This window comes from Paenibacillus sp. FSL P4-0184 (assembly GCF_038004625.1).
GTDB lineage: Bacteria > Bacillota > Bacilli > Paenibacillales > Paenibacillaceae > Paenibacillus_AQ.
In genome coordinates this window covers 572,006-584,545 of record NZ_JBBORN010000001.1, presented here as the reverse complement: position 1 = coordinate 584,545, position 12,540 = coordinate 572,006, and the positions used below count along the sequence as shown (strand labels likewise).

Genomic DNA, 12,540 nt, shown 5'->3' with positions numbered 1-12,540 from the left:
CTGGGTTGAAATGCAAACACGGAGGAGGGAGCCTCGTGAATACACATGAGATCGCAATGCATATTCAAACCCATCAGGCGCCTGCGGTGCTGGCAACGCTGATAGAAGTGGAGGGACACTCGTATCGTAAACCCGGAGCGGTGATGTTGTTTTTTGAAGAAGGTACGATTGGGAGCCTGAGTCCAGGTTGTCTGGAAAACGATCTGCAGCTGCGAACTTCTGAGATCTGGGAACGAGGGCTGCCCGAGATTGTGGAATACAATATGTTGTCTTCGGATGATCTTTCCTGGGGTGAGACTGTCGGCTGTGGAGGCAAAATCAAAGTGGTGCTTGAACCCGTGCAGGGTCAGCTCTACAAACTTTTAGTGCAGGCCAGTGACAGATTGGCTAGGGGAGAGAAGCTAATTCTGTTCCGCGAAGCAGTGGAGAAAGGTTTTGCCTATAAGCTGGAGCCGGATACAGACATTGTACTGCCACAGAACAAGCAACAACCGAAATTATCCCGCTCGGCAAAAGAAAGCCTAGCGGTAGGTCGCTTTATGGCCGCTCCAGCAGAATTGACAGCATTCCATACGTCTTTCGTGCCTAAACCCCGGCTTGTGATTTTTGGCGGGGGACGTGATGTGGTTCCAATTGCGGAACTTGCTGACAGAGTTGGCTTTCGGGTTGTGGTAGCCGATTGGCGTGAAGGGATTCTGCAAAATGAGTTCCCTCGCGCGGAACGAATCATTTGTTCTCCTACAGAGGTTGTTCAACGCTTGGGCGTAGCTCAGCGGGATTATGTATTGATTTGTAGTCATCAGCTTGGGCGGGATAGACAGTTCCTGGAGAGTGTGATTCCGCTTGCTCCTCTATATATAGGGATTATCGGTTCGAAGGCGCGGATAGCTCTTTTACTGGAAGGGCTTGAGGCTCCTGCATCTTTGCATGCACCTGTAGGGTTGCCGATTGGAGGAGAAGGTCCGGAGGAGATTGCGGTCAGTATTATAGCGGAAATTATTCAAATTAGAAGGGGAGGCTCACGAGAGCTGCCCAAAGGAGTGGATAGTATTGAAGGTAGCAGGAATATATTTGGCAGCGGGGCAGAGCAGGCGGATGGGCGTGTCCAAGGTTTCACTGAAATTGTCGCAGGAGGTCTCGCTCGGGAGCGTCGCGCTTAGTGAATTGGATCGTTGCAATCTAGAACCGCTAATCGTGGTAGTGCGTGCGGATGACAACTTGGAATGGCTGCCACCCGCGATTGAACCGCAAGGATCCAGACGTACCGAAACTTGCTTAACCGCACATCTAGGATTGTCTTTTTCACTACGCTGCGGCCTTAATGCGGTATTACCTTTACAGCCCGATGCAGTAGTTGTGGCGCTTGCAGATCAGCCATTTATTACTTCAGCATTAGTGAACCGTCTAATACAAACGTTTGAACAATCTCCGGAGATGGACTATGTCGCTAGCGTCAGCAATGGGTCGGCTATGCCCCCTGCTTTGTTCTCGAAGACATTGTTTCCAGCACTACAGGGATTAGATGGAGATCGAGGAGCGGCGGGGATATTGCGTTCACCTGATTATAAGGGGATTGTTCTGGAATCTGAGTCTGCCCATTATTTCATGGATGCAGATACAGAAGAGGATTTTGGTGAGATTCAGGAGCAATGGATTCTGAGAAATGGAAAGTGAAGTAAAGAGTAGTCTGAAAAGTAGTCTAAAAAGTAATCTGAAATAGTGTTCCTTTTTCACTTCTGGTCATATAATATGACACGAAACTCACCTTTCAAAAAGCAATTAGTGCATTACACACAAAAAAAGTTCTGATTCTTATATTCATATACAAACGTATGTTATATAAATTTACGCCAAGGCCACCTCTAAGTATAGTAGAAGTACATTAATGGTTGCAGCCATGATGAGAGATGATTTGGAGGAGGAGAATTATGAAAAAAAGGGGTCAGTTCATAACATCTTGTCTTGCATTAATGGTTCTAATGACGGTGGCTTTGGTGGGGTGTGGCAGCAATAATAATACTTCTACAAATGCAACGGAGGCACCAGCGACAACTACAGCGGCAACAGAGGCAACTGCAACAACAGAACCGGCTGCAAAGAAACCGACGGTTGCTTTTGTTTATATCGGACCTCCAGGGGATGGCGGCTACACGTACCAACATGATCAAGGACGGCTGTATATGGAGAAGGAGCTTGGGATTAAAGCTGACTTTGTAGAAAATGTCCCTGAAAGTGCTGACGCCGAACGAATCATCACAGAGCTTGCGCAATCACACGACATCGTGTTTACAACGAGCTTCGGATATATGGATTTTACATTAAATGTAGCGGGCAAATTTCCCAACGTGAAGTTCCTGCATGCTTCGGGTTACAAAACCGCAGAGAACATGGGGACCTACTTCGGGAAGAACTATCAGGCCAGCTATCTGAGCGGCATTGCGGCAGGGAAAATGACTAAAAACAATCAGCTGGGTTATGTCGGCGCTTTTCCTATCAGTGAAGTGATTTATAACTTGAATGCTTATACCCTTGGAGCACAAAGTGTCAATCCTGATGTAAAGGTGAACGTCGTATGGACGAATACATGGTATGACCCGACGACCGAACGTCAAGCGGCAATCAGCTTGCTGGATAAGGGTGCGGATGTGCTTTTGGCCTATCAGGATTCACCTGCAACACTGCAGGCTGCTGCTGAACGAGGGGCTTTTGCCGGGGGAAATGACTCGGATATGAGCAAATACGCTCCGGACAATTATTTGACGAACCCGGTATGGAATTGGGGGCCGTATTACGTAAAAGCTGTGCAGGCAGTTATGGATGGAACCTGGAAGAGCGAGCAATATTCTGGTGATATGGCTGATGGTATGGTGGAGCTGGCTCCTTTCGGGAACAAGATCCCAGATGATGTGAAAAAGCTTGTCGAAGACGCCAAAGCCAAAATTATCAGTGGTGAGCTTGAGGTTTTCACAGGTCCGATCTCAGATAATCAAGGGAATGTGAAGTTTCAGGAGGGCCAGAAGCTGACCTTGGAGGAAGTACTGGGCATGAACTGGCTCGTAAAGGGTGTGGAAGGAACTATCCCGCAATAATGTTTAAAAATAGGGAATAAAATGTGCACAATCTATGGGTGGGGTGGGTTCCGTTAAGTGGAAACTTCCCCACCCGTACTACAACTTGAAGGAAGGAGGGGTTCAGGCCATGCGGGGAACTTCAGTTGAAATGCGGGGGATTGTGAAAAAATTCGGCTCGGTAACCGCCAGTGATCAAGTCGACTTTTCGGCAAATACGGGTGAGATTCATGCGTTGCTTGGGGAGAATGGGGCCGGGAAGAGCACGGTGATGAGCATGCTGTCAGGGGTGTATAGAGCAGACGAAGGAGAAATCTTCATTCATGGGAAAGGTGCTCAGATCCGTTCTCCTAAAGATGCTGCGCAGCTGGGTGTAGGTATGGTGTTTCAGAACTTTAGGCTGGTGCAAAGCCTCACAGCAGCAGAAAATATCGTGCTTGGCGAAAAGTCGTCTTTCTGGCGCGGCCGTAAGTGGATGAAGAATAAACGCGAGGAGATCGAGGCATTAGCGGAACGGTTTGGACTGAATTTCCCGGTGGATCGCCCGATCTGGCAGTTGTCCGTGGGTGAGCAGCAGCGTGTTGAAATCGTTAAGACGCTGTATCGCGGGGCTGACATTATTATTCTGGATGAACCAACCTCTGTACTGACCCCGGGAGAGGTGGAACAGCTATTTGAAACGCTGCGGGTCATGAAGCAGGCAGGAAAAACGGTCATTATGACTACTCATAAAATGAAAGAGGTTATGGCGTCCTCCGATCGGATTTCCGTCATGCGCAAAGGGAAAATGATCGCCACACTGACCACGGCAGATACAGATGAACTGGAGCTGGCACGTCTGATGGTGGGCAAGGAAGTAACCATCACCCGTCAAGAACGGGAAGCCACTGAAGGGGATTCTTTATTAGAAGTGAAAGATGTGGACGTATATGCCGATCACGGGCGAAAAGCACTGGATCACTTCTCTCTGAACGTATGTAAAGGGGAGATTGTAGGCGTAGCTGGGGTAGCTGGCAATGGACAAAAGGAACTGGCTGAAGTGTTAACAGGCCTTAGAGGCTGGAAAAGTGGTGAAATCACGTTTGATGGAAAGACGGTGAAATCGGCTTCGGTTAGAGGGGCAATTGATTCAGGAATCTCCCACGTGCCGGAGAACCGGATGAAGAGCGGTTTAGCTGGACGCCTCGGATCGGTGGATAATCTTTTGTTTAAGTCTTACCGCTCAGAGGAGCACTCCAAATTTGGTTTCTTGAAGTCCGCGAAGAACCGTTTGTGGTCACAGGAGCTGGTCCAACGCTTTAACGTCAAAACACCTGAGCTGGAGACGCCAGTACAACAGTTGTCAGGTGGTAATCAGCAGAAGCTGCTCTTTGCACGTGAAATCAGTCATCGGCCTAAGCTGATGGTCGCCGTTCATCCGACACAAGGGCTGGATGTAGGTGCCACGGCTGGTGTTCACGACCTTCTTATGGAGCTGCGTGGTTCAGGTAGTGGCGTGTTGTTAATTTCGGAGGATTTAGATGAATTGCTTCAGTTGTCCGACCGGATTCTAGTGATCTATAACGGCTCAATTATTGGTGAGAGTACACATGAGGAAGCGAATCGAGAGAGCATCGGACTACTAATGGCTGGTATTCATAATAGAGAGGAGAGCGCCGTATGAGCCTGGAGAATGGAAGAAATACCGCAGCAGCAGTACTGGAACCCCTCCCCTCCCACTCCGGAAAACGATTCTCTCTACGTTTCGAATACGATGCCAGCCGCATCCGTTCTCCTTGGTGGACACCTATTGTATCTATAGTTTTAGCGCTATTGTTGTGTGCCCTATTTATTGCGGCGAATGGTATGAATCCGGTGCTGGTCTATGAAAAAATGTTCCGTGGCGCATTTGGCACTGCGTATGGGCTCACGGAAACGATGGTTAAAGCGATCCCGCTACTCCTATGTGGGCTTGGGATTGCTGTGGCTTACCGCATTTCGGTATGGAATATTGGAGCAGAAGGCCAGTTAACCGTTGGGGCTATGGCGGCCACAGCGGTCACGATTTATTTTCCTGACTTACCTTCATTCTGGTCCCTGAGCTTAATGCTGCTGTTCGGGATTGCCGCGGGTGCGCTTTGGGGACTGCTGACAGCTATTCCGCGGACGCATTTTGGAGTGAATGAGCTAATCACTTCATTAATGCTGAATTATGTTGCCCTATTGGCGCTCGATTACGTGGTATTCGGACCCTGGAAAGATCCTAAAGGATTTAATTTCCCGGGATCACCTATGTTTACTGCGGCTCAATCGCTGCCCGTTCTCGGAAGTACAAGATTGCATATTGGATTGTTATTTGGACTTATCGCCGTTGTGATTTATTACTTAATGATTCGTTTTACCAAGTGGGGTTACGAGCTCCGGCTGATTGGGGCCAATCCTGTTGCAGCCAGATACGCGGGGGTTCCTATCAAGCGCCATATTATTATCGTCATGCTGATCAGTGGGGGGCTCGCCGGGATCGCTGGCATGGCGGAGGTCTCCGGTGTTACACACAAGCTGATGCAGGGCATTTCACCGGGTTATGGATACACCGCCATTATTGTAGCTTGGCTGGCCAAATTGAATCCACTCGGTCTAATCGTTACTTCTATTCTATTCGGTGGCTTAATTGTTGGCGGATATAGTGTTCAAACCATCGGGCTGCCCTCATCGATATCAGAAATGCTGCAGGGCTCCATCCTGTTTTTCTTGATTGCTGGCGATATGATCTACCGTTTCCGCATTCGCCGTAGCCGGGTTCAGCTGAAAGGGGGGAGATAGGCAATGGATTTTACAACACAGCTACTTATTGCCGCTATTTCCGCAGGGACCCCGCTGCTGCTGGCTACGCTGGGAGGCATTTTAAATGAACGAGCCGGCATTATACAGCTTGGGGCTGAAGGTCTGATGCTGATGGGAGCGGTCACCACTTGTATCGTGTATATTCGCTCCGGAAACCTGCTGCTGGCTCTGCTGGCTACTGTAGCTGTAACGGTTATGCTTGGTTTGCTGCATTCTTTTCTCTGTGTGACCTTGCGGGCGAATCAAACGATGTCCGGTCTTGCGATGACCCTGTTCGGCAGTGGGTTGAGCGCTTATCTTGGTAAACCGATCAGCGGCATTCCTTTACCGGGAACATCTCCTAAGCTGCATCTGGCTTGGCTGGAAAATGTACCGTTCATCGGAAAAATATTCGGCAACATGGACTACCTAACCTGGTTCAGCTTACTGCTAGTGCTTGCTCTACATCTGCTAATTCACCGCACTTCATGGGGCCTGCATTTGCGGGCAGTCGGAGACAGTCCGGCTACCGCAGATGTGATGGGGATCCGTGTACAGCTTATCCGCTACAGCTATGTGATCACCGGTGCTGCTCTCATCGGCCTGGCCGGAGCGGTTATGGTATTGGCCTACGCGCCAACCTGGAATGAAGGGCTGACAGCCGGCCGGGGCTGGATTGCGGTAGGGCTGGTGATTTTCGCCAGATGGAATCCGCTGCGTGCCTTGTTCTGCGCCTACTTTTTTGGGGCATTGGATTCACTTGGCTTCCGTATTCAATTGCTGGGCAGTGCGGTTCCGCCCTATTTTCTCAAAATGATTCCGTACCTTGTGACCATTCTGGTCCTGATGTACCTGGGGTACCGCAATCGCAACAAACCATCCGGTACACCGGAGGCGCTCGGAGTTCCTTATATTCGGGAACAAAGGTTTTAAGGCAGGCTATACGAGAAGGGAAGCGGCAATCTGGTACTCAAAAAGGGAGGCGGAGTGTATGGGAGTTATACGGGAAGAGGAAGGAAGGCTACCTGAAGTAATTCAACCCCGCAGCCTGCACGAAGCTTGGGAGAGAAAAACGGCGTTTGGAGACAGTGCCGAATATGTTGCAGGGGGAACACTGCTGAGAACAGGGTGGGAAAATGGAACGACTCATATGCCCAAACAGCTGATTGATCTTCGGCAAATTTCAAATCTCGCGGACATTACCTTAACGAAATTTCACTTATCTCTGGGCGCTCTTGTTCCACTCTCCCAGTGCCGCAGTAATGAGCATTTGCAGGCCGTGGCTCCTGCGCTGCAAGAGGCTGCACGTTGCATAGCGGCTCCGTCGGTGCGTAATCTTGCCACGCTCGGGGGCAATATCGCTTCTGGCTTCGGAGATATTCTACCTGCGTTACTGGTCTATGACGTGGAGTTAATCTCCTTTGACGGCAAATTTATGACGGCTCTACCTTTGATAGAGTGGCTAAATAATCACTGGAGCGGGATACAACCTGCGGCAGATCTTGTGGCTGAGATTCGCATCTCACCTACTCGTTTAGAGAGTCCGTTAACGGATAGGCTAGAAATTTTCCGTAAGGTTGGCCGCAGGGAAGCGTTCACCCCTTCACTTGTAACGGTAGCAATCTCAGTATCGATCGATGAGGAAAACCGTTTCCGTGAGGTGCGTATCGCCGCAGGTGGGGGCTCGGGGCGGCCGCAGCGACTAAGTAGAGCTGAAGTTATGCTTGAAGGTGTGAGGTATACAGAGGAGCTGTTGGCTTCTTTATATGAAGTGGTTGAGAACAGTTTTGAGACGTATAGTGATCCCTTTGCCACAGAACTTTACAAGAAAAAGACTGCTGGGAATTTGGTTGTATCTGAGCTGTGGAAGGCTATGAATATACGGAGTTAAGAGGTGAATAACCCGACGAAAGGAGAGAAGGGAAATGCTGCTGAATAAGGAATCCAGCGGTAGCCGCTGGCGTACACGACCCGATGGAGAGGGCAAGGTATCCGGTAAGCTGCAGTATTTGACCGACATGAGGGCAGAAGGAATGTTGATCGGCCGTGTGCTCCGCAGTGAGCAGGCACATGCTCGTATTTTGTCCATACGTATTGAGAAGGCCATTGAAGTCCCTGGTGTACACGCTGTAATCACTCATGAGGATGTGCCCGGACTTAACGGCTTTGGCATAGCTTTGCCGCATCAACCGGTATTTTGCAGTGACCGTGTGCGTTACACTGGCGATGCGATTGCGGCAGTCGCGGCAGAGACGGACGAAATTGCGGAATACGCCTTATCTCTTATCGAAGTGGATTATGAGCTTCTACCCTTACTCGAGAATCCGGAAGAGGCGATGAAAAAGGACGCAATTCTGCTGCATGCCGAGGGAAACGTGCTTCATCATACGGAATATCGGAAAGGGGAGCCGGAAGCGGTATTTACGGATTGCTGCCATGTGGTAGAGGAGACTTACTATACACCACGCCAAATGCACACCTATATGGAGACTGAAGGTGGACTGTTTATCCCAGAGGATAACGGACGGCTTACCGTATATTCAGCTACACAACATGGGTTGATGGATCGCCTGCAGCTATCCAGAATTCTGGCTATTCCTCAAGAAGATATTCGCGTCATCTCGAGTCCTATCGGCGGGTCCTTTGGAGGAAAAGACGAGTTGAATGTACAGCCGTATGGAGCGCTGCTCGCCTTGCGGACACTCCGTCCGGTAAGACTGCATAATTCGAGAGCTGAATCGGTACGTGCAGGACTAAAACGCCATCCCATGAAAATCACCATGAAGACTGGCTGCGACCCCGAAGGAATCATCAGGGCACATCAGGTCAGAATTATTTCGGATACGGGAGCTTACGCAACACTGGGGGCGGAGGTGCTCAACTTTGCGACAGAACATGTGATGGGCCCCTATATCATCGATCATGTGGATGTGAAGGGTTTTGCTGTATATACCAATAACGGTGTATCTGGTGAATTTCGCGGTTTTGGCGGCAATCAGGCGATTTTCGCTTTGGAGGGACAAATCGATCGGTTGGCTGAGCGATTGCAGATCGATCCATGGGAAATGCGCCGCCGCAATTTGCGTAAATATGGAGATCTGGGGCCGCTGGGTCAGGAAATTGCTCAGACCGATGGTGCCTTTCAGGTGTGGGAAGCGCTGGCGGGTTCGCCTCTTATGACTGAGGCCGCATCTACAGACAGTGATTCAGGTGTTGTGGAACCTTGGACCGTAGCTGGAACGGGTGCTGCTATAGCTATGCATGGTGCAGGACTTGGCTATGGTATTCCCGATCCGGCAGGTGGCCGGCTCTCTTTGACGCTAGATGGCAAGATTGAGGCGGTGTTTGGTTACGAGGAGTTTGGTCAGGGGTTAATCGCAACCATGGAACAAATGCTGATTGAACAGTTTGGCTTCGCAGCAGAGGATCTAAGTATCGTCATTGGCGATACGGATGTTGTGCCCGATAGCGGATCTAGTACGGCTTCGCGATCAACAAGCATGATGTGGATGGCCTTGAAACGGCTGCGTCCAGACTTCACCGCTCGTGTGCTCCAGGCAGCTGCGACGATAATGCCAAAGCTGGATAGCGCTGAAATGAAGCTCGGCCCTGGCGGCATTTGGCTAAAAGACGGCGGTCTGCTTCTGACTTACAAGGACTTGGCACAGCGTATTTCAGAACCCATTGTCTGTAATACAAAATTTACTTATCCAACCACACCCTTTAAAAGAGTGGGGGCACATTTCCTATACACCTATTCTGCAATCGCAGTCCGTGTGGAAGTTAATCTGCTTACAGGACGTGTTCGTGTACTGGATCAATATCATGCGGTAGCGGCGGGGCCGGTGGCTAATCCGCAAGGTTATCTCGGGCAGATCGAGGGTGGCAGCAGTATGGCGGTAGGCTTCACCTTGTCAGAGGATGCTGTGATGTCGGGCGGCAGCTATGTCACCAAAAATTTAGACACCTATTTGGTGCCGACCATTGCCGACATGAATGGCAGCATTCAGGTGCAGCCGATAGAGGAGTTGCCGGATCATGACACGTACGGTCCTCGCGGCATTGGAGAGGTGGGTTCCGTCAATGTAGCTCCGGCAGTCGCGTCAGCCATATTTCAGGCTGTAGGGAAGCGGGTAACCAAGCTGCCCATTGATCCCGAATGGCTGCAGTCTACACCGTTTATTCCACAAAAGGTGGTGAACATCCATGCCGAGCCATAATTCAGATCCCAATCTAGATGAAGATAACCTTGCCCCCTTATCGTCTGAGGAAGCTTTTGCAGAAGAGAGGTTCACCTTTAATTGCAATCTTAATGGGAAAGCGATATCCACGGAGATTCCACCCTCCCGCCGGCTTTTAAATGTCATACGTGAAGATTTGGAGCTGACCGGCACAAAACGTTCTTGTGAGATTGGCCGCTGCGGGGCATGTATGGTGCTGGTGGATGGACGTCCAGTGAATTCATGTCTGGTTATGGCCTATCAATGCTCAGGTGCGGAAATTACAACAATTGAGGGTCTTAGTGAAGTAGGCCTGCATCCCGTTCAGCGGGCTTTTTTAGAAGAGGGGGGGTTCCAATGCGGTTATTGTACACCAGGGATGGTTATCTCGGTGGTTGCTCTGCTGGAAGAGAACCCGCATCCTACTCAGGCTGAAGTGGAAGAAGCTTTATCGGGTAACATTTGTCGCTGTACGGGGTACGGGGGCATTTTACGAGCTGTTAACAAAGCTATTGGAGGTTGAGTGGATGGTCGTTTCTGAAGGCAGGTTTACGTTGGAAGAGATAAATGCCATGAGTATAACGGATTTTGTGAAGCATCTAGGCGGCATTTTTGAACATTCACCGTGGGTAGCAGAGGAGGCGTATAAGCAGATTCCGTTCCAATCTTTAGAGCATTTGCATAGCACAATGATGCAGACCGTACTGAGTGCTGACCGGAGCCGAATGGAGGGACTATTAAAAGCTCACCCAGATTTGGCGACTAGGCTTCAAGTTACGGCTTTGTCTGCATCTGAGCAGCAGGGAGCTGGACTGGATCGGCTAACAACGGAAGAGTTCAATCTATTAAATGATCTGAATCGAAAGTATACGGACAAATTTCATTTCCCTTTTATTCTAGCTGTTCGTGGCAAAAACAAAGATGACATTATCGGCGCCATTGGAGTGCGAGTAGAGCGTTCCCCTCAGGAGGAATGGGTTCAAGCCTTTTCTGAAGTCGGTACAATTACGAGATTTCGCTTAAGTGATTTAATTATTTAATTATTCATTCACTCATTCATTCATCATAAACGGGGAGGGTGTCAGCCATGCTGGAGCCAATTAACGGACGTACAATGTTTTATGGAAAAAGTGATGTGTTAACTTATCGTACCTATGCTAAACCGCTGGCCGTTACCCCCGTTCCCGAATCTTCCTTCACGGGCTGCGACAACATTATATTCGCACATAATATTACATTCGCGGTCACGGGCGAAGCGTTTCTTCCTTCTTTTTCAGAGGGGGACAATTCCATGGTTGTTGCTACCGATTCTATGAAAAATTTCATCCTTCGTAATACCGCAGACTACACTGGGAGCACAACGGAGGGGCTAATGCAGCTTCTAAGCAGCCGTTTTCTCGATAAATACGATCATGTCACCGCAGTTTCAGTTTCCGCAGACCGGTTACCTTTTGAACAGGTGATGGTGCCTGGGGTTGAGGGGCTTAAACAGAGTCATTTAGTACTGCGTCACTCCAATAATGAATCTTATTCGGCTTCGTTAACTATAAAACGTGGAGAGAATGGGACTGAGGTTATCGCTCATGAATGCCGATTGAAGGATCTACAGCTGATAAAAGTGAGTGGAAGCTCGTTTTATGGATTCGTCCGTGATGAGTACACAACATTGCCGGAGAGCTTTGACCGTCCGCTTTATATTTTTCTGAATATTAACTGGACCTACAGTGGTGTTGAGCATGCTCTGGATGGAGATTTAGGCCAATATGTGGCTGCGGAGCAGGTTCGCGATATCGCCCATAGCGCTTTTCATGAGCTGAACAGTCCATCAATCCAATCGTTGATTTATCAAATTGGGCTGCGCGTATTGTCCCGTTTTCCACAGCTGGCTACTGTTTCATTTGAGTCCAATAACCGGACTTGGGAAACCATTGTTGAGCCTGAAGAAACTAAAGGTGGAGTCTTCACCGAACCTCGTCCACCCTATGGTTTTCAGGGCTTTTCTGTTAGCCGTGCAGATCTGGTCGGAGAGACAGCGTAATGAGCGGGCGTCTTACCACCCATGTGCTGGATCTGTCGCGGGGGATTCCTGCCACAGGTTTGACGCTTCAGCTCTGGAAGCTTACGGATGGGATGAGCAAGCTTCTGTGTGAAGAAGTCACGAACAGTGACGGGAGGCTGGATGCTCCGCTGCTGGAGGGAAACGAAATGAAGGCTGGATGTTACGAGCTGCTGTTTATGGTTGGTGATTACTACCGTAGAGCTGATGCCAAAGCGTCAGCAGCTGGCATAGGAGTAACAGAAAGCTCAGTAGATACTCAACGTGAGATGTCTTTTTTTCTAGAACAGATACCTATTCGCTTTCATATAGAGAGCTCCATGCAACACTACCATGTACCCTTGCTAGTAGCTCCTGGTGGATATAGTACGTATCGGGGAAGTTAGGAGTAAGT

The 12,540-nt window shown here is 49.5% G+C and carries 12 protein-coding genes; all 12 read left to right on the top strand.

What is annotated here, in order from left to right; translation table 11 throughout:
- Positions 1 to 35: 35 nt before the first annotated feature.
- Complete coding sequence (locus MKY52_RS02380; protein ID WP_341049636.1) at positions 36 to 1,160, top strand: XdhC family protein; 1,125 nt, start codon at positions 36 to 38, stop codon at positions 1,158 to 1,160.
- Entirely contained in the window at positions 1,102 to 1,674 is a 573-nt protein-coding gene (locus MKY52_RS02375; protein ID WP_341049634.1) for an NTP transferase domain-containing protein, read from the top strand. The genes MKY52_RS02380 and MKY52_RS02375 overlap by 59 nt, the downstream gene beginning before the upstream one ends.
- Before the next feature lie 254 nt (positions 1,675 to 1,928).
- Positions 1,929 to 3,089, top strand: a complete 1,161-nt coding sequence (locus tag MKY52_RS02370) for a BMP family ABC transporter substrate-binding protein (RefSeq protein ID WP_341049632.1) — start codon at positions 1,929 to 1,931, stop codon at positions 3,087 to 3,089.
- A gap of 109 nt (positions 3,090 to 3,198) precedes the next feature.
- A complete protein-coding gene (locus MKY52_RS02365; protein WP_341049630.1) occupies positions 3,199 to 4,731 on the top strand; it encodes an ABC transporter ATP-binding protein in 1,533 nt (510 codons plus the stop codon).
- Positions 4,728 to 5,870, top strand: coding sequence for an ABC transporter permease (locus MKY52_RS02360; RefSeq protein ID WP_341049628.1), 1,143 nt, complete (start codon positions 4,728 to 4,730; stop codon positions 5,868 to 5,870). The genes MKY52_RS02365 and MKY52_RS02360 overlap by 4 nt, the downstream gene beginning before the upstream one ends.
- 3 nt (positions 5,871 to 5,873) lie before the next feature.
- Positions 5,874 to 6,803 carry an ABC transporter permease gene (locus MKY52_RS02355; protein WP_341049626.1) on the top strand — a complete coding sequence of 310 codons (930 nt, stop codon included), beginning with the start codon at positions 5,874 to 5,876 and terminating at the stop codon, positions 6,801 to 6,803.
- A 58-nt stretch (positions 6,804 to 6,861) separates the two neighbouring features.
- Positions 6,862 to 7,761: an FAD binding domain-containing protein gene (locus MKY52_RS02350; protein ID WP_341049623.1), complete on the top strand. Its 900-nt coding sequence runs from the start codon at positions 6,862 to 6,864 to the stop codon at positions 7,759 to 7,761.
- 34 nt (positions 7,762 to 7,795) lie between these two features.
- The gene (gene pucD / locus MKY52_RS02345; RefSeq protein WP_341049621.1) at positions 7,796 to 10,090 is read left to right on the top strand and encodes a xanthine dehydrogenase subunit D; all 2,295 of its coding nucleotides are present in this window, start codon (positions 7,796 to 7,798) and stop codon (positions 10,088 to 10,090) included.
- A complete protein-coding gene (locus MKY52_RS02340; RefSeq protein ID WP_341049619.1) occupies positions 10,077 to 10,613 on the top strand; it encodes a (2Fe-2S)-binding protein in 537 nt (178 codons plus the stop codon). The genes pucD and MKY52_RS02340 overlap by 14 nt, the downstream gene beginning before the upstream one ends.
- Before the next feature lie 4 nt (positions 10,614 to 10,617).
- Positions 10,618 to 11,130 (top strand): 2-oxo-4-hydroxy-4-carboxy-5-ureidoimidazoline decarboxylase, encoded by a 513-nt coding sequence (gene uraD, locus MKY52_RS02335; RefSeq protein ID WP_341049618.1) that lies wholly within the window; start codon positions 10,618 to 10,620, stop codon positions 11,128 to 11,130.
- A 47-nt stretch (positions 11,131 to 11,177) separates the two neighbouring features.
- Positions 11,178 to 12,128 (top strand): factor-independent urate hydroxylase, encoded by a 951-nt coding sequence (gene pucL / locus MKY52_RS02330; RefSeq protein WP_341049616.1) that lies wholly within the window; start codon positions 11,178 to 11,180, stop codon positions 12,126 to 12,128.
- Positions 12,128 to 12,532, top strand: coding sequence for a hydroxyisourate hydrolase (gene uraH, locus MKY52_RS02325; RefSeq protein WP_341049615.1), 405 nt, complete (start codon positions 12,128 to 12,130; stop codon positions 12,530 to 12,532). Before pucL ends, uraH begins: the two co-directional genes overlap by 1 nt.
- The last annotated feature ends 8 nt before the right edge of the window (positions 12,533 to 12,540 follow it).

Bases quoted from the DNA above. Each gene is read 5' to 3' on its own strand.
- MKY52_RS02360 (WP_341049628.1), top strand. From the start codon at position 4,728: ATGAGCCTGGAGAATGGAAGAAATACCGCAGCAGCAGTACTGGAACCC.
- pucL (WP_341049616.1), top strand. From the start codon at position 11,178: ATGCTGGAGCCAATTAACGGACGTACAATGTTTTATGGAAAAAGTGAT.
- uraD (WP_341049618.1), top strand. From the start codon at position 10,618: ATGGTCGTTTCTGAAGGCAGGTTTACGTTGGAAGAGATAAATGCCATG.
- pucD (WP_341049621.1), top strand. From the start codon at position 7,796: ATGCTGCTGAATAAGGAATCCAGCGGTAGCCGCTGGCGTACACGACCC.
- MKY52_RS02355 (WP_341049626.1), top strand. From the start codon at position 5,874: ATGGATTTTACAACACAGCTACTTATTGCCGCTATTTCCGCAGGGACC.
- MKY52_RS02370 (WP_341049632.1), top strand. From the start codon at position 1,929: ATGAAAAAAAGGGGTCAGTTCATAACATCTTGTCTTGCATTAATGGTT.
- MKY52_RS02340 (WP_341049619.1), top strand. From the start codon at position 10,077: ATGCCGAGCCATAATTCAGATCCCAATCTAGATGAAGATAACCTTGCC.
- uraH (WP_341049615.1), top strand. From the start codon at position 12,128: ATGAGCGGGCGTCTTACCACCCATGTGCTGGATCTGTCGCGGGGGATT.
- MKY52_RS02350 (WP_341049623.1), top strand. From the start codon at position 6,862: ATGGGAGTTATACGGGAAGAGGAAGGAAGGCTACCTGAAGTAATTCAA.
- MKY52_RS02365 (WP_341049630.1), top strand. From the start codon at position 3,199: ATGCGGGGAACTTCAGTTGAAATGCGGGGGATTGTGAAAAAATTCGGC.